This window comes from Rothia sp. P5764, assembly GCF_048512965.1.
GTDB lineage: Bacteria > Actinomycetota > Actinomycetes > Actinomycetales > Micrococcaceae > Rothia.
In genome coordinates this window covers 24,036-44,329 of sequence record NZ_JBLXXQ010000001.1, presented here as the reverse complement: position 1 = coordinate 44,329, position 20,294 = coordinate 24,036, and the positions used below count along the sequence as shown (strand labels likewise).

24 protein-coding genes and 1 riboswitch are annotated in these 20,294 nt (G+C 54.1%); of the genes, 15 read left to right on the top strand and 9 right to left on the bottom strand.

Translation table 11 applies throughout. The features are described from left to right. Positions 1 to 3: 3 nt before the first annotated feature. Positions 4 to 1,269, bottom strand: a complete 1,266-nt coding sequence (locus ACN08Y_RS00210; protein ID WP_419110732.1) for a DNA recombination protein RmuC — start codon at positions 1,267 to 1,269, stop codon at positions 4 to 6. A 94-nt stretch (positions 1,270 to 1,363) separates the two neighbouring features. Between ACN08Y_RS00210 and ACN08Y_RS00205 the strand changes: the two genes are divergently transcribed. Continuing rightward, entirely contained in the window at positions 1,364 to 1,687 is a 324-nt protein-coding gene (locus ACN08Y_RS00205) for a DMT family transporter (RefSeq protein ID WP_419099376.1), read from the top strand. Between the two features lie 10 nt (positions 1,688 to 1,697). On the opposite strand, the gene ACN08Y_RS00200 is transcribed toward ACN08Y_RS00205, so the two are convergent. From ACN08Y_RS00200 to ACN08Y_RS00185, 4 genes are read right to left on the bottom strand one after another with little or no spacing between them, the layout of a single operon-like run. Then, positions 1,698 to 2,303, bottom strand: a complete 606-nt coding sequence (locus tag ACN08Y_RS00200; RefSeq protein WP_419111532.1) for a response regulator transcription factor — start codon at positions 2,301 to 2,303, stop codon at positions 1,698 to 1,700. Then, on the bottom strand, positions 2,300 to 3,412 hold the full coding sequence (locus ACN08Y_RS00195; RefSeq protein ID WP_419111531.1) for a sensor histidine kinase: 1,113 nt from the start codon (positions 3,410 to 3,412) through the stop codon (positions 2,300 to 2,302). Before ACN08Y_RS00195 ends, ACN08Y_RS00200 begins: the two co-directional genes overlap by 4 nt. 17 nt (positions 3,413 to 3,429) lie before the next feature. After that, positions 3,430 to 4,194, bottom strand: a complete 765-nt coding sequence (locus tag ACN08Y_RS00190; protein WP_419104901.1) for an ABC transporter permease — start codon at positions 4,192 to 4,194, stop codon at positions 3,430 to 3,432. 23 nt (positions 4,195 to 4,217) lie between these two features. After that, complete coding sequence (locus ACN08Y_RS00185) at positions 4,218 to 5,123, bottom strand: ABC transporter ATP-binding protein (RefSeq protein WP_419111530.1); 906 nt, start codon at positions 5,121 to 5,123, stop codon at positions 4,218 to 4,220. Positions 5,124 to 5,409: 286 nt separating this feature from the next. Between ACN08Y_RS00185 and ychF the strand changes: the two genes are divergently transcribed. From ychF to ACN08Y_RS00150, 7 genes are all read left to right on the top strand, one after another. Next, positions 5,410 to 6,495 carry a redox-regulated ATPase YchF gene (gene ychF / locus ACN08Y_RS00180; RefSeq protein WP_419111529.1) on the top strand — a complete coding sequence of 362 codons (1,086 nt, stop codon included), beginning with the start codon at positions 5,410 to 5,412 and terminating at the stop codon, positions 6,493 to 6,495. Between the two features lie 693 nt (positions 6,496 to 7,188). Further along, positions 7,189 to 8,235 carry an EcsC family protein gene (locus ACN08Y_RS00175; protein WP_419111528.1) on the top strand — a complete coding sequence of 349 codons (1,047 nt, stop codon included), beginning with the start codon at positions 7,189 to 7,191 and terminating at the stop codon, positions 8,233 to 8,235. 235 nt (positions 8,236 to 8,470) lie between these two features. Further along, complete coding sequence (locus ACN08Y_RS00170) at positions 8,471 to 8,881, top strand: DoxX family membrane protein (RefSeq protein ID WP_419111527.1); 411 nt, start codon at positions 8,471 to 8,473, stop codon at positions 8,879 to 8,881. Positions 8,882 to 8,992: 111 nt separating this feature from the next. Beyond that, positions 8,993 to 9,730 carry a hypothetical protein gene (locus tag ACN08Y_RS00165; RefSeq protein WP_419111526.1) on the top strand — a complete coding sequence of 246 codons (738 nt, stop codon included), beginning with the start codon at positions 8,993 to 8,995 and terminating at the stop codon, positions 9,728 to 9,730. Positions 9,731 to 9,847: 117 nt separating this feature from the next. Further along, positions 9,848 to 10,207, top strand: coding sequence for a zinc ribbon domain-containing protein YjdM (locus tag ACN08Y_RS00160; RefSeq protein WP_419111525.1), 360 nt, complete (start codon positions 9,848 to 9,850; stop codon positions 10,205 to 10,207). Continuing rightward, complete coding sequence (locus ACN08Y_RS00155; protein WP_419110724.1) at positions 10,207 to 10,971, top strand: class I SAM-dependent methyltransferase; 765 nt, start codon at positions 10,207 to 10,209, stop codon at positions 10,969 to 10,971. The genes ACN08Y_RS00160 and ACN08Y_RS00155 overlap by 1 nt, the downstream gene beginning before the upstream one ends. A gap of 162 nt (positions 10,972 to 11,133) precedes the next feature. After that, positions 11,134 to 11,505: a hypothetical protein gene (locus tag ACN08Y_RS00150; protein ID WP_419111524.1), complete on the top strand. Its 372-nt coding sequence runs from the start codon at positions 11,134 to 11,136 to the stop codon at positions 11,503 to 11,505. A 174-nt stretch (positions 11,506 to 11,679) separates the two neighbouring features. On the opposite strand, the gene ACN08Y_RS00145 is transcribed toward ACN08Y_RS00150, so the two are convergent. Together ACN08Y_RS00145 and ACN08Y_RS00140 are read right to left on the bottom strand one after the other, a co-directional pair. After that, positions 11,680 to 12,348 (bottom strand): TetR/AcrR family transcriptional regulator, encoded by a 669-nt coding sequence (locus ACN08Y_RS00145; protein ID WP_419111523.1) that lies wholly within the window; start codon positions 12,346 to 12,348, stop codon positions 11,680 to 11,682. After that, positions 12,341 to 12,991, bottom strand: coding sequence for a TetR/AcrR family transcriptional regulator (locus ACN08Y_RS00140; RefSeq protein ID WP_419111522.1), 651 nt, complete (start codon positions 12,989 to 12,991; stop codon positions 12,341 to 12,343). The genes ACN08Y_RS00145 and ACN08Y_RS00140 overlap by 8 nt, the downstream gene beginning before the upstream one ends. Before the next feature lie 175 nt (positions 12,992 to 13,166). Between ACN08Y_RS00140 and tpx the strand changes: the two genes are divergently transcribed. After that, positions 13,167 to 13,661 carry a thiol peroxidase gene (gene tpx / locus ACN08Y_RS00135; protein ID WP_419111521.1) on the top strand — a complete coding sequence of 165 codons (495 nt, stop codon included), beginning with the start codon at positions 13,167 to 13,169 and terminating at the stop codon, positions 13,659 to 13,661. Positions 13,662 to 13,746: 85 nt separating this feature from the next. Here the strand turns inward: tpx and ACN08Y_RS00130 are convergent, their stop codons facing one another. Further along, positions 13,747 to 14,073: a branched-chain amino acid transporter permease gene (locus ACN08Y_RS00130; protein WP_419099393.1), complete on the bottom strand. Its 327-nt coding sequence runs from the start codon at positions 14,071 to 14,073 to the stop codon at positions 13,747 to 13,749. Further along, complete coding sequence (locus ACN08Y_RS00125; RefSeq protein ID WP_419111520.1) at positions 14,066 to 14,827, bottom strand: AzlC family ABC transporter permease; 762 nt, start codon at positions 14,825 to 14,827, stop codon at positions 14,066 to 14,068. The genes ACN08Y_RS00130 and ACN08Y_RS00125 overlap by 8 nt, the downstream gene beginning before the upstream one ends. A gap of 79 nt (positions 14,828 to 14,906) precedes the next feature. On the opposite strand from ACN08Y_RS00125, the gene ACN08Y_RS00120 reads away from it, so the two are divergent. The 6 genes from ACN08Y_RS00120 (at position 14,907) to ACN08Y_RS00095 (ending at position 19,960) form a co-directional block, all read left to right on the top strand. After that, complete coding sequence (locus ACN08Y_RS00120) at positions 14,907 to 15,344, top strand: Lrp/AsnC family transcriptional regulator (RefSeq protein WP_419104889.1); 438 nt, start codon at positions 14,907 to 14,909, stop codon at positions 15,342 to 15,344. 85 nt (positions 15,345 to 15,429) lie between these two features. Continuing rightward, positions 15,430 to 15,885 carry an OsmC family protein gene (locus tag ACN08Y_RS00115; RefSeq protein WP_419099396.1) on the top strand — a complete coding sequence of 152 codons (456 nt, stop codon included), beginning with the start codon at positions 15,430 to 15,432 and terminating at the stop codon, positions 15,883 to 15,885. 135 nt (positions 15,886 to 16,020) lie between these two features. After that, positions 16,021 to 17,502 carry an amino acid permease gene (locus tag ACN08Y_RS00110; protein WP_419111519.1) on the top strand — a complete coding sequence of 494 codons (1,482 nt, stop codon included), beginning with the start codon at positions 16,021 to 16,023 and terminating at the stop codon, positions 17,500 to 17,502. Between the two features lie 165 nt (positions 17,503 to 17,667). Continuing rightward, positions 17,668 to 18,288, top strand: coding sequence for a thymidine kinase (locus tag ACN08Y_RS00105; protein ID WP_419099398.1), 621 nt, complete (start codon positions 17,668 to 17,670; stop codon positions 18,286 to 18,288). Positions 18,289 to 18,445: 157 nt separating this feature from the next. After that, on the top strand, positions 18,446 to 19,192 hold the full coding sequence (locus tag ACN08Y_RS00100; RefSeq protein WP_419110717.1) for a hypothetical protein: 747 nt from the start codon (positions 18,446 to 18,448) through the stop codon (positions 19,190 to 19,192). Positions 19,193 to 19,340: 148 nt separating this feature from the next. Then, positions 19,341 to 19,456, top strand: a riboswitch (SAM riboswitch). 18 nt (positions 19,457 to 19,474) lie between these two features. Then, the gene (locus ACN08Y_RS00095) at positions 19,475 to 19,960 is read left to right on the top strand and encodes a hypothetical protein (RefSeq protein WP_419111518.1); all 486 of its coding nucleotides are present in this window, start codon (positions 19,475 to 19,477) and stop codon (positions 19,958 to 19,960) included. Positions 19,961 to 20,294: the final 334 nt, after the last annotated feature.

Sequence of the window (20,294 nt, the reverse complement as noted above, 5' to 3'; positions counted from 1 at the left end):
GCCTTATTCATCAAAAAGAGGTTCATCGGTCCACGAGTCGTAAGGCTCAGGGCCGATGTTCTCTTTTCTCTGGGTACTCTCCGCATGGTACTGGGGGAGGGAGGTCATGAACTCCGGTGCCGTCAGCGGTTTAAGGCTAGCTTCCGAAGGGGTGGGGCTCAGGTGACCGGTAGCGTCCTGCACCCCGGAGAGAGCCGTCATCTTGCGGGCGGTCACAAACACACGGGTCTCTAAGGAACCCACCAGCGCGTTATACGAATCAACAGTGCGCGCCAAGGACTTACCCATACCCGCAAGATGGGACCCCGCGGTACCGAGTCGCTCATAGAGCTGCTGTGAAAGGTTAAAGAGCTCCCGGGCGTTATCGGTCAGAGCATCCTGCCGCCAGGAGAAGGAAATAGCCTTAAGCGCGGCCAACAGCGATACAGGCGATACCAGTGCTACGTTCTTGGCCGCGGCGTAGTCCAAGAGCTTAGCGTCTGCGGTCAGTGCCGCCGAAAGGGCTGACTCTACCGGGATAAAGCAGAGCACCAATTCCGGTGAAGCCCCAAAACCGGCCCAATATTGCTTAGAGGCCAGGGCATCAAGGTGAGCGCGAACAGCCTTAGCGTGACGGCCCAATAGCTCAGCCTGCACCGGCCCCTCAGCCTCCTGGGCATCAAGGTAGGAACTCAAGGGTACCTTAGCATCGAGTACCACCGTTTTACCGCCGGGTAGATGAACCACCATATCCGGTCGAATCTGTCGCTCCTGACCCCTGCTATCGGTAGCTACTGTGGTGTTCTGCTCGCTAAAGGTCACATGCCGGAGCATGCCGGCGGCCTCTACCACACGGCGTAGCTGGGCCTCACCCCAGCTACCCCGGGCACTGGTGGAGCGCAAAGCGGAAGAAAGCAGGCCCGTGACCTCGCGGAGCTGGTGGCTGGTCTTATTCGTCTCATTCAGAGCCTGAGCCAGGCCCCCGTACTGCTGGGCGCGCTGGGTCTCCATGGTACGCACTGACTTTTCCATGGTTGCCAGCTGGGTCTTGACCGGGGCTAGCGCCAGTAGGACGTCTTCATCGGCCTCCGCCCGGGCCTGAAGCTCCCTGACCCGCTCACTTAGCAGAGTCTCAGCCCGCTGGGCGGCAGCAAGATCCGCAGTGAGCTGAGCATTTTTTTCGCGGAGCGCATCGGTAGAACCGCTGCCCGCCCGCCCCCAGAAGAAACCGGCCAGGGTGCCCAAAACCAGGGCAAGAATGATCGCAAGAAGAACCGTTGGTGTAGCCATAATCTCTACTCTAACCCGGCCCCCAGCACATGGCCGCGCTGGGGTGGGCTGGGTCTCTGGCCTTTTAGAGCTTTGATGGGCACAATAGGTGACTATGCCCTACCTCTTTTTGACCATAGCAATTATCGCTGAACTGCTAGCAACCAGCCTGCTTAAATACACCGAAGGCTTCACCCGCTGGGGTTTTACTCTGGGGTGCCTCACCAGCTATGGCCTAGCTTTTTATATGCTCTCTATCGCCGTGCGTGATATCCCCGTGGGGGTGGCCTACGCCCTGTGGTCGGGCCTGGGAACAGCGGCCATCGTAGGAATCGGCGCAATCTTCTTAGGGGAACCCGTCACAGTCACCAAAGTAGTGGGAATCGCCCTCATCATCGCCGGAGTTTTGGTGCTTAACCTGACCGGGGCCTCTCACTAAAGCAAGTCCTCTAAAGCCAGCCACGTTCGCGGGCTAGACGGGCGGCATCAAACCTGTTGGAGGCTTCTAACTTGGTGATGGCGCTCGATAGATGATTACGCACCGTCCCCTGGGAGAGATGCAAGTTCTGGGCAATAGCTGATACAGAGGCCCCTCTCTCCGCACCTACAAGGACCTGACGTTCGCGGTCGGTCAAAGGCGAACTCCCTACCGAGAAACTTTCGGCAGCCAGAGCCGGGTCAACCACTCGCAGGCCGGCATGGACCTTGCGGATAGTCTCCGCCAGCTGGGCTGCCGGCGTGTCTTTGACCACGAAGCCACAGGCCCCCGCCTCCAGTGCTCGGCTCAGGTAACCCGGCCTGCCAAAGGTTGTCACGATTAAAGAGCGGCAAGCTACTTTACGCTCTTTGAGCTGGGCAGCTACCTCAATACCGTTCATTGCTGGCATCTCAATGTCTAGGAGGACGACATCGGGTGAGCTCTGTTCAACAAGGGGGAAGACCTCGTCTCCCCGCCCGCAGGTGCCAACTAGTTCCAGGTCAGGCTGCAAGGACAGCAGCGCCCCCAAGGCTTCACGGACTAGTTGCTGATCATCAGCAATCAGAATCTTAATCATGCACTCCCTCCTGGGCCGGTCAGGGGTGAGGTATCCCCGTTCATCGTAGCCAGTAGACGGGTGGAGCTACCGTGGGCTATGAGCAAATCTCCGCCTGCTTCCTGCACTCTAGCCTGTAAGCCCAGCAGCCCGTTACCGGGTTTAAAGGGGCCCTTGGTGCCGTCGTCAATGATTTCGATTCGTTCGGCATCTAGGTTTACCCAGCAGTTACGGGCCGATGAATGGCGTAGGACATTGGTGATGGCTTCGCGCAGTACCCAGCTAAAAAGAGTGGCATTATTCCCGGCTATCGCTACCCTAGCCGGTTCTGGCAGATGAGCCCTAATCTGGGCGGTTTCCAGAGCCCTACGAGCGGCTTCAAGCTGCCCAGCGAGATCGGGGCTCTTCATTCGGGTCACGGTAGCCCGTACTTCCGCTAGAGCGGTGCGCGATAGAACCGCTACCTCTTGCATCTGATCACGGGCTTTCTCCGGCTGGGCCGTGGCAAGTGCCGCGGCAAGTTCAGCTTTAAGGTTGATAACGGTCAGTGAATGCCCCAAAATATCGTGGACGTCCCGGGCTATGTGCTCAGCCTGTTGAGCCCGAGCCAGTTCTTCCTCCCGCTCCCTGCGCAGATCCGCCCAGTAACTTAGCGTTGCCATGACCAGCACAAAAATGGAACCGGTAATGAATCCGTAGCCACCCCGGAACAAGATATCCCGGTAAAAGAAAACTAAGCAGGCCGACATCACCAGGGCTATCACAGCCCCGACGATGATCCCAACCCTTTGCGGCGCATGAAAAGCCCAGAGAGCCACGCAGAAAGAGGAAAGGTAGAAGCCCCATCCTCCTAGCATCGAAGATAGCCCAATAGCGGGAAGAAGGAGCAACAGGTTCCAGTAGAGGGTCTTGAAAACGGGGCGAGGCTCGGTCAGCAAATCGTAGGCCCCAAAAGAGAGCAGGTAGATCAGGGAGAACAGGAGGAAGCAGATAAGTCCGACTACCTTCTGAGTGAACGTAAAAGAGCTGTTGTTCAGGAGGTAGCTCAGCGGGTAGAGCAGGAAGACCAGCCAAATCCCTGAGAAACCCGCTGCTACTCTGTCAAAGTTCTTGAGTGCGGAGAAGTTCACGGTTCTATTGTCTCACTCTAGCGGGAATGTACGCGCTTGCGGAGTAACCAGTTTCCCACCATGAAGACTGCTCCCCAGAAAGCCAGGTTTAGTAGGGCGTAGCTGACTGGCTCGGTGACAAACCAGGTGTTGGGGTCGGTGGTGACGGTATCACCCCGGGTGAAGAAGTAACGGGAGAGCTGGGTAACCCCGTAGAGCGGGGTGAAACGTGCAACCGCCAAGAGGTCCGTGGAGAGCGGGCTGAAGGTGGTGCCAAAGAAGGAGAAGAAGACCAACAGACCGGAAGCTACAGAGACGGCACGGGCGTTTTTGAAGAGTCTGGCAATGAGGCTCCCGTAGGCAACGAAGATAGCGGAGACGGCTAGGGTGACTAAGGCACAGGCTACCTGCTGGCCTAGAGGTATGCTGGCTTGAGTCAGCAGGGCGGTTAGATTGACGCAGAGCACCGGCAGAGCTGTTGTCACCAGTGCGTTGACAGTCTTAGTGGCCAAGAGCTGGCGAGAGGTTATTGGCGTCAGGGCCAGCTGGCGGCCCCAGCCTGACTCAATTTCAATCACCGCATTGCCGGCAGATGATACCGCGCCCACGACGGCACCGTAGACCGCCATACCCAGCATGACGTAGGCGGCAGCATCACCGTCCCTGAAGGCCATATGGCTGTAGTCCTGCATCGCCCCAAAGAGTAAGTAGAAGCCCACCGGCATCAGAAGCAGGTAGAAGAAAGACGAAAAGTTCATGAGGGAGTGCTTAAGGTCGTAGCCCATAAAGCGGAGAAGTTGCATAGCTGAATCCTTAGCGTGTGTGGTTAGTTGGTGCGGGCGAGGATACTAAAAGCCTCAGCCAGTGTTGGCTGGGTCACCTCTAGCTGGGTTAGGGGGTACTCAGCAAGCACGAAAGCCAGGAAGCGCTCGACCTCGACACAGCTCAGGGTGTACCTGCCCTTCTGGGCTGGACTGAGCTGGACACCCCATTCTTCTTGTTGCTGGGCAGTCAGTGCTAGCTCGCTACCACCGTCCAGGCGGAAACGTACGGTGCGCACACCTGCCTGTGCCCTTATCTGTTCGGTGGTGGCATCGGCAACCACTGAACCGTGGGACAGCATGATGATACGGTCGGCAAAGTCCTGGGCTTCTTCCAGGTAGTGTGTGGCAAAAAGAATGGTTTTGCCCCGGGCGGCCTGGGCGTGCATGGACTCCCAGAAGGCCGCGCGGGCTTTGACGTCCATGCCGGTAGTGGGTTCATCAAGCATAAGGATTGCTGGGTCACCCAAAAGGGCGATAGCGAACCTGACTTTTTGTTGCTGGCCGCCTGAGCACTTGGCGATCTTGCGATTGGCGATATCGGCTATACCTGCGGCTTCGAGAGCTGCCCAGACCTTGGGTGCAGTGGGGTAGGTTGCGGCGACCATGGCTACCTGGTCTTTGACGGTGAGGTCTTTGAGCAGGCCACCGCTCTGGAGGACGGCAGCTACCCGGGATGCTCTGACTGCCTGCGCCGGTTCGGTTCCACAGATTTTAACGGACCCCGCCGTGGGGGAGGCCAGCCCTAGGAGCATATCGAGCAGGGTCGATTTACCGGCCCCGTTTTCACCAAGGAGGGCAACAACTTCACCGGGAGCCAGGGTGAAGCTAACGTCTTTGACTGCCTCAACGGTACCGGTGTGGCTGGTAAAGGTCTGGGTGAGGTGAGAGGCTGCAACTGCGGTTTTCATACTTCTAGCTTGCCGCTGGCCCGCCCTAGCGCCCGATGCTAAACGTCACGACTTACCCCTGATATTTGTCACGGTACAGGGGTACAGGGGTACAGGGCGGGGATACAGGGCAGGGACACGGGGCAGGGGATAGGACGCTCGGGGGCTAGCCCCCTGGCGCAGGTAGCTGATTACCGCCCTCTAACTAAGTTTGTGGCTTCTCACGCACCTCCGGCACCCTACCGCTTGTGCTCACCTAGTAGACTAGGGAGCAAAAGATTCTTCACAACAAAAGGCTTATATCTCCGTGGCTCTTACTATTGGTATTGTCGGTCTGCCTAACGTCGGCAAATCTACCCTCTTTAACGCACTGACTAAAAACAACATCCTGGCGGCAAACTACCCTTTCGCCACCATTGAACCGAACATTGGCGTAGTGAACCTGCCGGATGAGCGTCTTGCCCGCCTGGCAGAGATCTACGGTTCTGAACGTATCCTGCCTGCAACAGTGTCTTTCGTAGATATTGCCGGTATTGTACGTGGTGCGTCCGAGGGCGAAGGCTTGGGTAACCAGTTCCTGGCTAACATCCGTGAGGCGCACGCCATCGCCCAGGTTGTTCGGGCTTTTGACGACCCCGATGTTATCCACGTGGATGGCAAGGTAGACCCTGCCTCTGACATGGAAACCATCAACACCGAACTGGTGCTGGCGGATTTGCAGACCCTGGAGAACGCTATCCCGCGCCTGGAAAAGGCCGTCAAAATCAAGAAGGGCGACCCCGCCCAGCTTGAGGAGTACAAGAAGGCTCAGGCCATACTGGAACAGGGCGACACCCTGATTTCCAAGTACAAGGAAGCCAAGATCGACATGGCTTTGCTCAAGGAGCTGAACCTGCTGACTTCTAAGCCCTTCATCTACGTCTTTAACTCGGACGAGGGCGTGTTGGCTTCTGAGGAAAAGCAGCAGGAACTGCGTGAGCTGGTGGCACCTGCCGAGGCTGTCTTCCTGGACGCCAAGCTTGAGGCTGACATGGTGGAGCTCTCTGAGGAAGAAGCTCGCGAGATGCTAGAACTGAACGGTCAGGACGAATCTGGCCTGGACCAGCTAGCCCGTGTTGGCTTCTCTACCCTGGGCTTGCAGACCTACCTGACCGCTGGCCCTAAGGAGACCCGCGCCTGGACTATCTCCCAGGGCGACACCGCACCCCAGGCTGCCGGCGTGATTCACACTGATTTTGAGCGGGGCTTCATTAAAGCTGAGATTGTCTCCTTTGAGGACCTGGACGCCGCAGGCTCCATGGCTGAGGCTAAGGCCAAGGGCAAGGTCCGTATGGAAGGTAAGGACTACATCATGCAGGACGGCGACGTGGTGGAGTTCCGCTTCAACGTCTAGTCAGTCTCTGATTGTTTTGAGTTTATAAAAACCTCCCGGTACCTGTACTAAACAGGGCCGGGAGGTTTTATTTGATGAGACAACAATACCTTATTCCCTTGTCCTAGGGGGACCATAGGATACTAAGAGTATGACAGGACCAGCGAGCCTTGACACCCAGGCACTGTAGGAGGCCGCCACTCGGTTTTCATTTTTTAGGTCTGTAACGGCTGAAGGGCTTTGGCGAAGAGAACGATTTAGACTTCTGGTTGTTTTCACGCCCCGGTATGAGCACCTTTTTGAAGATTTTTGTGGGGTCAAGCAGAAGCCGCAAGCAACTACCCACAGGGACGCAGATTTGGTTATCGCTGGAGCGAAGAGAAGCCCTTTATAAAGAACCGGCTTTTGCCCGGGGTAAGAGTATTTGTATTACCGATTTCTAGAGCCTACCGCTGGGACGTATAGCAGACGGGGCCATTTGCTAACGATATCGAAGGGAGCGGTTCACCAGAGAAACCTATTCGTTATTTTAGGCTAAAAGTACTTTCTAGCGTGTCTTTTCCATTATCCCTGCGTTTTGTTCACTGGCTAGGTATAAGACGCTATCCAGGGGAAGCTAAACGGCTACGTTGGAACGAGGCTAACCAGCTATGCCCTACATATCGATACTTTGTACTCTAAAATCAGCTTAGACCAACAGAAAAGGGGATAATAATGAGTCTTGCAAACGTAGACATCTCGGCAATGAATAAGTTTGACCGGCAGAACTGGGATGACATCATTAAATGGCAGGCTAAGAAAGACAAAACACCTAAGCTTCCTACATCACTTGAAAAAGCAAAGGACAAAGCAAGCGAATTTGCTACTTCGGCCAAGGAGAAAGCTACTGAAGTGCCTGGTGTGGAGCATCTAGGCACAACTCTCAAGGAATCAGTTGAGGGCGTCCTCAATTTTTTGAGTGATACCGGCGCAGCAACAGTTACCGAATCTGCTGTTCTGAAGAAATACGAGAAAAAGGGAGTTCTACTTGACTCGCTAGAAGATATCGCAGAGCTAGAACTCAAACAGATTCTTAAGGTCAAGCCCAGGCTTGACCTAGGGTACACGGCCGTTGCCACTGCAGAGGGTGCGGCAGTTGGATTTGCAACTACCGGAGGAACAACAGGTGCCCTGGCAGGGGTAGGAATAGGGGGTGTGGGCGCACTCCCTGGTGCAGCTCTTACTGCCAGCGCAATAGCAAGTGACGTGGCCGCGGTTCTCACAATGGCGAGTAGAGTTATTGCAGAAACTGCTACATATTATGGCTACGATACTACGTATCCTAATGAGAAGGTCTTCATGTCTTCCGTCTTGAGTATGGCTCTGTCTGGCGGAAGTAATGCCCAGAAGCAGTCGGCATTTCTAGCAATGAATAAGCTCATCGGCGATATTGCCCGTAGAAATACCTGGGATCAGCTGAATAAAAGCGCTGTAACTTCCCTCATCCGAAAAATCTATCAAGCGCTTGGCGTGAAGATGACTAAGAATAAACTTGCACAAGCTGTCCCCGTGCTGGGAATTGTGGTGGGGGCTGGTATGAACGCAAAAATGTTGAACAAGGTGGCGACCACTGCTGATTACATGTATCGTCAGCGTTTCTTGACAGAGAAGTATAACCTTGTGCTCACTTTTGATAGTGCCGAGAACGTTTCGGATGAAAATCTTGAGCAGGATGTGGAAAACGTCCTTGAGGCAGTTATTGATATCGAGGATACAGAATAAGTAAAGGAATAACTCCTTTAGCCGTAAGTCTCATCTCCTTTTGACAAGGGGACTCGCAGCCGAACGCTTATAAGCAATACCAAGGCTAGCTTCAGTAGCGAACAATATATTGGTAATCACCTCACAGCGCGGATTGATATAAATTATCTGTTGAGAATTAGCTTGGTAAGGTGCCCTATAGAGTTATCACCCTCTGATGATGCTCTTGTGTGAGCTGTGTACGATAATGGTGGGTATGCGTCGATACTCTCAGCACTTTGTGCGCCTGCTTCTGGGCTCTTTCATGCTTTTGGCTGGTACCGCCCACCTGAGCTACGCCCGCCAGTCCTTCCTGGCCCAGGTGCCTGTCTGGCTACCACTTGATCCAGACTTGGTTGTGGTGGCCTCCGGGCTGGTGGAGCTAGGCTTCGGTCTGGGCTTACTCTTTGCCCCGCAAAGCTCCCGTAGGGCAGTAGCCCTAGCGCTAGCTCTCTTCTACGTCCTCATCTTCCCCGGCAACATCAACCAGTACCTTCAAGGGATTGATGCCTTCGGGCTAGATACTGATGCCAAGCGCTTTGTCCGTCTGCTCTTCCAGCCCCTGCTCGTCCTTGCCGCTCTCTGGGCCGGAGGGATCCTGCCCAGAGGTAAAAAACTAGAGCCCTAATCCCTTGCTGAGGTCCAGGCCAGCAGACGGGCCAAACGATGTGCGAGCCCTATACTGGCTTAAACAGGAACAGAAAAAGAGACAACACTCAAGGGACCTGCAGGAGGATAAATGTCCGCCAAAAAAATTTCTCTCCTACTGTGCAGTGGCCTACTAGTGCTAAGCGCTTGCGGCGGCCCTGAGCCGGGAACTGACAGTAACCCATCAGCCAGTTCCCCCATGAGCCTCTCACCAAGCTCAACCGAAAGCCCTAGACCGTCTAGCTCACCCACCGTCACTGTCTCACCAGCTACCGCTAGTACCTCCGCTAGCCCAACAGCTCCTGCAAGCTCATCCACCCCTGCGACAGCAAACCCCACCAACCAGCAGCCGGGGGCCGCCCATCAAACTACCGCCCCACCGCTGACTGAAAGAAAAGGCTACATCCCGCAGGGTGCGGTTCCTGTCACCTCCTTCTACCCGGTCAGCGAGAACTGGAATGTTGGTATTCTCGTGAGCCCCTCAGGCAATATCGGGTGCGATGTTAGAGGCACTACCACAGCCGTCTGCGGGGTGGTCTCCTACGCGGAGGAAAGGAAGTACACAGAACCCTCAGCACTGCTTGCCCGGTGGATTTTCCCGCTGGATGATTCGGTCCAGCAGGTGGAGCTAGGGGCACGGGGTGATGCCCTCTTCTTCATGATGAACCAGTCTAACCCTTCTGGTGGTTCTGCCCAGGTGGTGCCTTATGGGACCAGCGTTTACTCCCAGCACCTGGCCTGTGAGTCGGCACAAGAGGCCATGACCTGCTGGAACACTAAGACCGGCAGGGGAGTTGTAATGAGTAGAGAGGGCTACAGTACTTTTTAGCTCTGCTAACCGCTGTGTCAGCGTCCCTGTGCCTGTGGCCCGGCGTGCGGGGCGCGCCCTGTGTATCTGCCATAATGAGGGGTGAAGTAGTCTCTTGACCCGTTCGAAGGAAGCGTCATGTCTGAAGAATACACGCCAGCTTGCCCAGTGTGCGCTGAGGAATACTCCTACCAGCAGGGGCAGCTGTGGGTTTGCCCCATGTGCGGCCACGAGTGGATTGAGGCTGAAAAGGGCGCTGAGCCTGATGAAGCCGGCAGCAAGGTCCTGGACTCGGTAGGTAATGAGCTAACCGACGGTGACGCAGTGACCATTACTAAGGGCCTAAAAGTTAAAGGTGGCGCGGATATTAAAGCTGGCACCAAGGTGCGCGGTATCCGCCTACTGGAGAGCCCTATCAACGGCCATGACCTTGAGGCCAAGGTTCCCGGCGCTGGCCAGATCTACCTCAAATCTTCTGTGGTAAAAAAGATTAACTAATGCTTGGCAGAGGCGTAAAAGCTAAGGGAACGGCTTCTCAGTTTGATGATTCATATTTAGTAGCAATCTACGATGAGGACAACCCTGACGGGGAAGACCACGATTTCTTTCGCCGTCTAGCTACAGCGACACAGGCCCAGTCCATTGTCGATTTGGGCTGTGGCACCGGAATCCTTACTGTTACCCTCACCGGGTCTGGTCGATCTGTCATAGGAATAGACCCAGCTCCGGCCATGATTAAGTATGCCCAACATCGCCCGGGCGCACATTGCGTAGAGTGGCAGGTGGGAACAAGCGATCAGATCATGCCACACTCCGCTGACCTGGTGATAATGAGTGGCAATGTAGCTATGCATATGATTGGGGATCAGTGGTACAAGGCTCTCAAACATATTGCACATGGACTGAAACTTGGCGGGCGGCTAGCCTTCGAGACCCGCAATCCCGAAAATCGTGCCTGGGAACGATGGAGTCACGAGCAGACTACACGTAAGACAGTTATTGGCCGCTTGAATGAAACCACAGTGATTGAGCCACCGGACCAACAGGGAGTTGTGGTTATGCGCTCGCACAGAGAATTTCTGGAGAGTGGCTACACGGTTGATACCGTTCAGCGGCTTCAGTTTAGAAGCTATGAGCAGATTACTGAAGCCTTAGAGCAAGCTGGTCTAAGGGTGGAGCACTGTTACCGTTCCTGGAGTTGTGAGCCTTTTACTGGGGGAGAGGACCAGCCCCTAATGATTTTCACCGCAGCAAAATACTAAAACTTACAAGTAAAGTTGGAATACCAATAGAGTTGAGACTCAACCAGAAAACCTACAAGCTCACTGATAATTATGGCTGGAGAGGCTTTCCCCCTTGTGGCAATTTAGGGTTTGGGCGTACTGTGTAGATACTGCTTATAGAACTATATGAAGGTGGATATTATGAAAGCACGTTTAGCTCTGCTTGCGGGTATCGGTGTGGGTTATGTTTTGGGCGCCCGCGCCGGTCGCGAGAGCTATGAAAAGATCACGAGTCAGGCTAACAAAGCTCTGCATGATCCTACTGTTCAAGAGAATGTGAAGGCCGCAGGGGAAACTATTCGCCATAAAGCTCCTCTGGTTGCCGAGAAAACCAAAGAAGTAGCTTCAACGGCTGTAGAAAAAACCAAAGAAAAAGTAGAAGAAATCAAAGAGACCCGCATCGAAACCAAGGCAGAGAAAGCCGCCGATGAAGCAGTCGAGCAAGCACCTGCAGATGTTATCTCAGATCCAGTCACCGCCCCCGAGGACGAAGGCCCGCTAGCTACTGCCTAGGGACCTCAGCAACTCCAGCCCGTCGACCGTTTAGAGCTCTATACGGTAGGCGGGCTTTTTACTGCCTCTTCCACTGGTGTTCTCTGCAAACCGTAAGAGCCTTAAGAGGGATAGGGCCACCGTAGATATGTGGGAACAGCTCAAAAATTGCTCTAACCGGTGTACCGGCCAAGACTATGAGCGGAAGGCGCCAACGCCTTCAGAAAGCCGAATAAATTCATCGATGTCCTCTTGGGTGGCATAGGCAACCGGGGTAACCAGTATCTCGTTCATGCAGGAACGGAAAATCCTGCTGATGTTGACGGGCTCTGACCCCCGCCCACCAATCACAGCCTTAGTTGAGAGCCCATAGCTAAGGGTAGTCAGCTTATTAGCCTGAACCTTCAGATGAGTGCCAGTTTTAATCTGACCAGTACTATCAAGGTAGACCAGCATGTTATAAAAATATGAGCGAATCCGTTCAAGGCTTTTGATCGAAATATCCTTGATACCGGGGACTGGGCGTAGTTCGGAAACCATGCTGAGAGTAATACGGGAGATTGCCTGCGAACGCGGGGTGATGGGGAGAAAATGCTCCAGAATTTTAACCGTGTTGAGAACATCCTGGCCTTCGACAGAAACAGCTTTCATACTGGCTTCTGTTTCCTGCCCAATAAGGTCAAAGGCGAAGGTGAGAAGCTCCACCCTGTTATTAAAAGAGTGACGCAGCGATCCCATGGAGATCCCGGCCTCGGCTGCAACATTCCTGACGGTAACGGCACTAACACCGCGCTCATTGAGCAGTTTCCATAGAGCCTGGGCAATTACCCGGTTCCGGGCTTCGTGGTCGATGAGTTTAGGCACGGACAAACTCCTGAGGGTCAGCAGAGGCATCCTGGCAGACAGGGGAGATAAAGATGTTCAGGAGTGTCTCGAACTGCACAATAATAGGTTCGGTAAGTTCCTGCGTGCTGATCTCACCATCTGTGAGAGCGTAAAGCGCGTTAATGCCCCAGAGCAAGGCAACGAGCTTCTCCACCTCCAGGTCAATATCTAGCCCCGGCTTGAGGAAGCCATGAGCTCGAAGCTGGCTCAACAAGAACCCATAGGCATATATAAAGTCCGCCTCATGTTCTTGGAGTATTTTTGCAATATCAGGGAAAATTCGCATGTCTGCCAGCATGCCTGCTATGACTGTCGTGAATCGTTGTCCGTCTTCTGAAACCGGCGAAAGGTAGGTGTAAAGTTCTTCCAAATTGTCAAGTAGCTGGCCTTCAAACTGCCGGTTGGTGAGGGAACGGATAAACTTTTTTCCTGCAAAGTCCAGGGAAAAAAGCATCATCTCCTCAAAAGAGGGGAAGACATGGCGCAAAGAGCCGGTAGAGATCCCGGCTTGGGCGGCAACGGTCCGTACCGAGACACCTCGTACTCCCTCACGCGTCAGCACCTGCCAGACTGCGTGAGCGATCTCCTGTTTTCGTTCCTCATGGTCTATTAGTTTTGGCACAGAATCCACTTTAGAACATCTTCTAAACCCGACACCTTTTTGGCTACAAGATGTCACGAAAGTGTCGACACGCCCCAAGGATGACTGCCCTAAAGCTCCAGTGGGCTAGAGCATAACTGCACGCCCACAGCGCAACCTCTTGCATAGCCTGGTTAAGCAGGACACAATGGATTCTATGGCTACTACACATTTAGAAGGCACCGCCGTTCAGACCGTCGGCGAACTGCCCACCCTTGACTCACAGGCTCCCAGCTTTACCCTGGTCAAGACCGATTTGAGTGAGATTTCATCCGCCGATTTTGCCGGTAAAAAGGTAATCCTCAATATCTTCCCCTCCATCGATACCGGCGTTTGCGCCAGCTCGGTGCGCACCTTCAACCAGCAGGCAGCTGCTTTGGAGAACACCGTGGTTCTGTGTGTTTCCCAGGATCTTCCTTTTGCCCTGGGTCGCTTCTGTGGTGCAGAAGGCATCGAAAACGTCGTGACTGCTTCTGCCTTCCGTTCATCATTTGGTAAAGACTTTGGCCTAACCCTCGCTGATGGCCCGCTGGCCGGTCTCTTGGCCCGATCCGTGCTTATTCTGGACACCGAAGGCCAGGTCATCTATACCCAGCTGGTCGATGAAATTAGCAGCGAACCCGATTATCAAGCCGCACTTGCTGCTCTTTAAGCCTTGACCGCTTGTATCATGTGGCCCCCGTTCCTGCCAGTGCTGGCAGGAACGGGGGCCTTATCTATGATGGCTGTTACCTAGCTTAGAAAACCCAGTTAGCCAGAATAACGCAGGTTGCTGTTCCCGCCAGGAGGCTAAGGGCGAGGTTTCCGCGCCAAAGATGTAGGGCGGCGGTCACAAGGGTTCCGGCCAAGTAGGGGGTAGCTGTTTGCCAGGAAGAATAGTCAATGTCTGCAATCACATAAAAACCCAGGCAGATAATAGCCCCTAAGGGTACCCAGCGGGCCAAATCAGTGACGAGGGCTGAGTCTTTGAGCGCATTTTTGATGCCAAAAGGAAGCAGCCGCAGGGCAAAGGTGATGCCTGCGGAGAGAAAAATAGCGGAGAGGATGTAACTGGTGCTAGGCACGGGGCAGCTCCTGTAGGGCTGTTTTAGGCTGGGCATAATGGCGGATCGTCAGCAAGGCGACAAGGCCCAGGAGAGAGAGAAGCAAGATGGAATGGGGGAAGAACACTATGGCAGTTATCGAGGAGAGGGCTGCCAGCGCCGCCGTTGTTTTATCCCTGACTGCTTTATAGGCGTTGATAGAGAGCAGAATAAACATACCGGTCATCACAAAGTCCACGCCTTTGAGATGCGATAGGAAAGTGGCGCCTACAAGAGCGCCTAGAGTTGACCCGCCCCACCAGCTCACCCAGAGACCCACAGATACGGTTAAAATGCGACTCCCGCGAAAGCCCTGGGAGCCCGGTGCGGTATTGACTGCGTAGGCTTCATCGCAGAGCAGATATACGGCGACCGCTTTAGCTAGGTTCCCCTGAACATTCTGTAGCGGGTAAGAGATACCGTAGACCAGGTGGCGGGCATTCATGAGTAGGGTAGTTGAGGCGATCAGTGAGAGGGGCGCTACCGAGGCAATGAGCCCAACCAACAGAAATTCCACCGAGCCGGCGAAGACGATCGCTGAGAGTGCAGGCGCAACCCACCAGGGTAAGCCAACCGAAGCGACCAGTACGCCTAAGCCCATACCCATGACCATAAACCCTATGCACAAAATACCCGCTACTCGCATGCCTTCTTTAAAGCCGCTTTCACCGGGTAGGGTAGCGACATGCTCACCGACAATATCGGGTGTGGTTGAGGTTTCTTTCGTGATGTGCATACGGCCAGTTTAAAGAAAAACGAGAGCAAGGTGTTTGCGAATAATTGCTGAGAGTGCTATGTGCTGGCAATATATGTATATGGATTCTTTAGATAGGGCAATAATCAATGAGCTCACCCGCAATGGTCGGCTGACTAACCAGGAACTTGCGGCGCGCGTAGGCCTCACTGCGGCCCCCTGCCTCCGCAGGGTACGCAGGCTCGAAGAACAAGGAATTATCGAAGGCTACAGCGCTCGCATCAACTATGAGGCCATGGACGAGGGGTTTGAAGTCCTGGTTTTTGCTGACCTATCTCGCAACGATGTTGCGAGCATTGAGGATTTTGAGAACACCATTATGGCCAGCGAGAACGTGGTTGAGTTCCGCCGCATGTACGGGCTACCTGATTACTACATTAAGGTTAGAGTCAAAGACTCAGCTGCCTACGAACGCTGGTTTTCAGAGGTCGCCGCCCGGCACGACTCTGTTATCAGGGTGGACTCCCGTATCACAATGAAGCTTCTCAAAGCCCCTTAACCTACCCTTGGGCCGCAGGGAATAAACTCTGTCTCTGCCCAGTTGAAACTGCAACCACGCTTAGGACAATTACCCAGGAGAAACCATGAGTGAGAATACCGCTAACCAACGCACCCAAGACCCCAACTACCGGGCCGTCACGGTAGAGCGGACTGCCTCCCGCCACTACCGCGCAACCAACGCCAAGGGCGACAGCCTTGAATTCGGTCAGGGGGAGGGGCTACTGACCCCTGTTGAGCTTCTGTTAGCCGCTATTGCCGGTTGCTCAGCTATCGACGTGGACGTTGTCACCGGCCGCCGCGCAGAAGCAGAGGAATTTAGCGTCACCTCTTCCGGCATCCGCCAGGTTGACGAAAACGGCGCCGTCCGAATGGACGATATTGAAGTCAGCTTTAAGGTCCGCTTCGCCGCAACCGAAGCTGGGGAAAAAGCTCAGTCAATGGTGGACCGACTCATCCGACTATCTGCTGAGAAGGACTGCACCGTATCTCGCACGGTCGAGCACGGCTCAAAAATCACCTTCATCAACGAAAATGCCTAGGACATTTGCCGGGTAAAGCTATATCACGTGATACCCGGTGGTATGTGGCCTGCGCGGTTGGTAGTCTAAAGTTTGTCTTAAACCCCCTAAGCAAAACTGTTGGGGACTCATTACCAGCGAAAGTAGCAGCACACTATGTCTCCTGAAGCACACCCTGCACCTACCGGGCAGGTTAAAGAAGAGCTTAAAAGAGGGCTAGCTAGCCGGCACCTCTCTATGATCGCAATCGGCGGTGCTATCGGTACCGGTCTGTTTGTGGCATCAGGTTCCACTATTGCAGAAGCCGGTCCGGGTGGTGCCCTAGTGGCTTATATCCTGATTGGCTTTATGGTGCTGCTCCTGATGCAGTCCCTGGGCGAAATGGCAGCGCACCTGCCGGTAGCGGGCTCCTTCCAAACTTTTGCCTCCCGCTATGTTTCAAGCTCCTTTGGCTTTGCTATGGGCTGGAACTACTGGTTTAACTGGGCAATTACCGTAGCCGCGGAGCTGGTCGCTGCGGGCGTCATCATGTCCTACTGGTTGCCGGGTGTCCCCGGCTGGGTATGGGCAGGTGTCTTCCTCGCTCTCATCCTGGGTATCAATGTGCTTTCGGCCCGCTCCTACGGTGAATCTGAGTTCTGGCTGGCCACCATTAAGGTCATTACCGTTATCGTCTTCCTTATTGCCGGCATTGCAATGATTTTTGGCATTCTGGGCAACCACAACAACGGCTTTGCTAACTGGACGAACGGCGAGGCCCCTTTCAAGGGCGGCTTCGTCTCGATTATGGCGATCTTCATGGTTGCGGGTTTCTCCTTCCAGGGCACCGAGATGATCGGTGTTGCCGCAGGCGAATCCCAGAACCCTCGCCGCGATGTGCCCCGGGCGCTTAAGAGCGTATTCTGGCGGATTATGCTCTTCTACATTGGAGCGATTGCCGTAATCGGTACCCTCATTCCCTACACCAACCCCAACTTGTTGCGCACCGGTGAAACCGATATCGCCTATTCACCCTTCACTATGGTTTTTGAGAACCTGGGTATTGCTTTTGCAGCTTCGGTCATGAACGCGGTTATTCTGACTGCTATCCTGTCAGCCGGTAACTCAGGTCTCTACGTCTCATCCCGTATGCTCTACGCTCTTGCCCTTGAAGGCCGCGCACCCCGTATCTTCACCCGGGTCAACGCCCGAGGCATCCCCATGCCTGCGCTGCTGATGACTGCCGCTATTGGCCTGTTTGGCTTCGCCTCAGCGGTTATTGGTGAGGGCTCTGCCTACACCTGGCTTATTAATATTTCAGGTTTGTCAGGCTTTATCACCTGGGTGGGTGTGGCTATTTGTCACTACCGTTTCCGCCGGGCTTATGTTGCTCAGGGTAACGACGTCAATGACCTGCCCTATAAGGCCCCTCTCTTCCCCCTGGGCCCCATCGTAGCCTTGCTTATGTGCCTTATGGTGATTGCTGGTCAGAACTACAACGCAATCTTTGAAGGTCTGTGGCTCCAAGTGGTCTCCGCCTACATCGGCCTGCCTATTATCATTGGTGTCTGGCTGGTTCATAAGCTGGTTACCGGTTCTAAGAGGATCCCTCTGGAACAGGTGGATGTTTCTGGTATTGAGGTGGGCCAAGCCCAATAAACGCCCACGCCGCTGGCTGTTTGCAGACCCCGCTACTGCCCCCTCCGTCAGGTTGGAGAGGGCGGTAGCGGGGTGTTTATCTATTGGATGCGCTGACTCATCAGATGCGGCCGTGAAAGGCTAGAATAAGGTGGTTTGTACATATTAGGAGCTGGGAGGGCCACCGTGGCTAAGCTGTATTTCCGTTTTGGGGCGATGAACTCTGGTAAGTCCACTGCGCTCTTACAGGCGGCCCATAACTATGAGGAGCGCGGTCAAAGGGTTCTGCTTGCTAAGCCACAGCTCGACACTAAGGGGGACACTGCCATTGTTTCCCGCCTGGGGGTTACTCGCGCCGCGGATTTCCTCGTGGGTGATCAGGACTCTGTGCGTGAGCTCTTCCATGCGGCGGCTGAACCTCACGCCCGGCAGGAACAGCTTCACGGGCACCTGCCTGTCTCCTGCCTGCTAGTCGACGAAGCCCAGTTCCTGACCACTGCCCAGGTTGATGACCTGATGCGGATCGCGGTGGAGGAGAATGTTCCCGTCATGTGCTACGGCATTCGCACGGACTTCCAGACGCGGGCCTTTCCCGGTTCAGCCCGTCTGCTGGAAATCGCGCACAGCCTTGAAGAACTTAAAACTATTTGCCGCTGCGGCCGCAAGGCTCTCTTTAATGGGCGCACTGTAGACGGTCGTTTTGTGTTTGCCGGTGACCAGGTGGCTATTGACGGGGTTCATGTGGGCTATGAGTCTCTCTGCCCTTCCTGCTATTTGCAGGAATCCGGTGGCAAGCTCTACCAATAGCTGGCAGGATCCCATGGCTATCCGTAGTGTCCAGAATCTTGGCTAGGGCTTTTTTTATCCCCTTTTTAGTGGTTTATGTCATGCCGAAGCGCCGAGGTGTGCCCAAACCAGCCTATAATCGTAGTGCCCAGTCCTTTTTTGAGAAAGAGAAAAATCTATGGCTGTATCACCCAAAACCCGCCTGCTGGCTGTACCCACCGTCGCGCTGATGTCCCTAGCCCTTCTGGCTGGTTGTGGCTCATCCGATAAAAAAGAGAGCGCAGCAGCGGAGACTTCTAGCTCAGCTAGCGCCTCAGCTGAGCAGTCCCAGGCAGCGGAGGAGACCAGCTCAGCTGCCGCTGATGAGGCTAAGGTAGAGGCAGTTATTCCTGACGGCTTCAAGAAGGTAACAGCACCTAACAACAAGATCAGCTTTGCTGTTCCTGAGGGCTGGATGGAGATGGACAGTGAGGCCATTGCCAACACCGATGCTCTTCAGGAGTACCTGGATCAGGCCGCCCAGGGAACTAACTTCACCCCCGAGGAGCTTAAGTCTCAGATGGCTCAGCTTGATCTGATGGCTACCTCTGTGACCCCTAACGAAGATGGTTTCGCTGAGAATGTGAACGTCAACGCTGAACCCGTCTTGGTTACTTCCCTGCCTGATCAGGCCGAGATGGAATCACTGGCTAAGGGTATCAACGCTACTCCGGGCGAGTACAAGAAGATCTCCACCCCTCTGGGTGAGGGCACTCAGCTGAGCTACACTCTTGACGTTACCGGTGTGTCCGTACACGGCGTGTTTGTGGTTGTGCCTTCTGGTACCGGTACCGGCTTCAGCGTTCTTACTGTTTCAAGTAGCAATGCTGACAGCGCGGCCAAGCTAGCCGAGCAGATGGCTGGATCCCTGTCCAAGGCCTCCTAGTTTCTTAGAGGCTTATGAGCTGACAGCTCGCGCTAAGGCCCCGCACCCTCTTGGGTGCGGGGCCTTAGCGCTTCCTGAGCGGTCTTTGTCAGATAGTGAAGTGTATAAAGCTTGTGAACTTCCATTTATTTTGTTAAGTTGGTGTCACGATTCAGAAGCCCAACGGTAAGCCCTTTGACTTGTTGGCTGGCAACCGCCTGACGCAGACGGTGCTCTCAAAGGAAAATCGGTCGCTACCCACAAGGCGTAGCGAAAGTGGCGTTTGTTTTAAGGAGGCCCACAGTGGGTCGTATTTTTTCGTGGACATCAGCTATCCGTTCTGCACTGTGTAGGAACAAGCCAGAGGACTTTTCTGACCCGGTTCAGGCACAAGAGCAAGAATCGCCGTCTATCCCTATTTCGCGCTGTACTATCCACGCACCTGGCCACCGGGTTACGCCCTCACTGGGGCTTAACGCTTCGAATATGACCTGGCAGAGGGTATCTATGACGGAGCTACGGGGGACTAGGGTGCGCTTATCTATCGGTGGGGAAAATAGGCTCTTTTGGAGCCATGATGCTGAGCGGCTGAGCGTTTTCCTCAGAAAAACTGATGAGTCAGTTCAGGGGGATTCTGCCTTACCCTTGCTCTGGAACCCTGGCAATAATTTGCTGGGTGTGCGCGAGGGAAGTTCTTTCTACCTGGTTCACCTGGCGGAGCGACCACTTGATTATTGTTCCTACAATGACTCATCACCGAGCCGTAGGGAAAGCCAAGCTAGTAAATAACTAGCTAGGGGGGGGGGGGGGGGAGGGGAGAGGGAGGGAGAAACCCCTCTCCCCAAGCCAGCTTTTCAGAGTTATTGACTTATTAATCTAATATTTTCTGATAGCTAAATTAAATTTAGTGAAAATAGTTTTCTTATAAAGGTAGGTGTATATAATCATTTTTTCACCCCGCATAGTTTATGCAATTATCTTGTCTGAATTAAATTATGTATAGTGTTATTGTTTAATTTAGAACTTTTGTAAATTGGTTTAAGTTTTCAATAAAACTAAACGAAATGAATTTGCCTAGCCTCATTGCAAAGATCTTTAAGTGCTTCTAGTCCATTTTTGTGAT

Excerpts from the sequence above, each read along its gene's own strand:
- ACN08Y_RS00210 (WP_419110732.1), bottom strand. The coding sequence starts at position 1,269 with ATGGCTACACCAACGGTTCTTCTTGCGATCATTCTTGCCCTGGTTTTG.
- ACN08Y_RS00205 (WP_419099376.1), top strand. The coding sequence starts at position 1,364 with ATGCCCTACCTCTTTTTGACCATAGCAATTATCGCTGAACTGCTAGCA.
- ACN08Y_RS00200 (WP_419111532.1), bottom strand. The coding sequence starts at position 2,303 with ATGATTAAGATTCTGATTGCTGATGATCAGCAACTAGTCCGTGAAGCC.
- ACN08Y_RS00190 (WP_419104901.1), bottom strand. The coding sequence starts at position 4,194 with ATGCAACTTCTCCGCTTTATGGGCTACGACCTTAAGCACTCCCTCATG.
- ACN08Y_RS00185 (WP_419111530.1), bottom strand. The coding sequence starts at position 5,123 with ATGAAAACCGCAGTTGCAGCCTCTCACCTCACCCAGACCTTTACCAGC.
- ACN08Y_RS00175 (WP_419111528.1), top strand. The coding sequence starts at position 7,189 with ATGAGTCTTGCAAACGTAGACATCTCGGCAATGAATAAGTTTGACCGG.
- ACN08Y_RS00170 (WP_419111527.1), top strand. The coding sequence starts at position 8,471 with ATGCGTCGATACTCTCAGCACTTTGTGCGCCTGCTTCTGGGCTCTTTC.
- ACN08Y_RS00165 (WP_419111526.1), top strand. The coding sequence starts at position 8,993 with ATGTCCGCCAAAAAAATTTCTCTCCTACTGTGCAGTGGCCTACTAGTG.
- ACN08Y_RS00160 (WP_419111525.1), top strand. The coding sequence starts at position 9,848 with ATGTCTGAAGAATACACGCCAGCTTGCCCAGTGTGCGCTGAGGAATAC.
- ACN08Y_RS00155 (WP_419110724.1), top strand. The coding sequence starts at position 10,207 with ATGCTTGGCAGAGGCGTAAAAGCTAAGGGAACGGCTTCTCAGTTTGAT.
- ACN08Y_RS00150 (WP_419111524.1), top strand. The coding sequence starts at position 11,134 with ATGAAAGCACGTTTAGCTCTGCTTGCGGGTATCGGTGTGGGTTATGTT.
- tpx (WP_419111521.1), top strand. The coding sequence starts at position 13,167 with ATGGCTACTACACATTTAGAAGGCACCGCCGTTCAGACCGTCGGCGAA.
- ACN08Y_RS00125 (WP_419111520.1), bottom strand. The coding sequence starts at position 14,827 with ATGCACATCACGAAAGAAACCTCAACCACACCCGATATTGTCGGTGAG.
- ACN08Y_RS00120 (WP_419104889.1), top strand. The coding sequence starts at position 14,907 with ATGGATTCTTTAGATAGGGCAATAATCAATGAGCTCACCCGCAATGGT.
- ACN08Y_RS00115 (WP_419099396.1), top strand. The coding sequence starts at position 15,430 with ATGAGTGAGAATACCGCTAACCAACGCACCCAAGACCCCAACTACCGG.
- ACN08Y_RS00110 (WP_419111519.1), top strand. The coding sequence starts at position 16,021 with ATGTCTCCTGAAGCACACCCTGCACCTACCGGGCAGGTTAAAGAAGAG.
- ACN08Y_RS00100 (WP_419110717.1), top strand. The coding sequence starts at position 18,446 with ATGGCTGTATCACCCAAAACCCGCCTGCTGGCTGTACCCACCGTCGCG.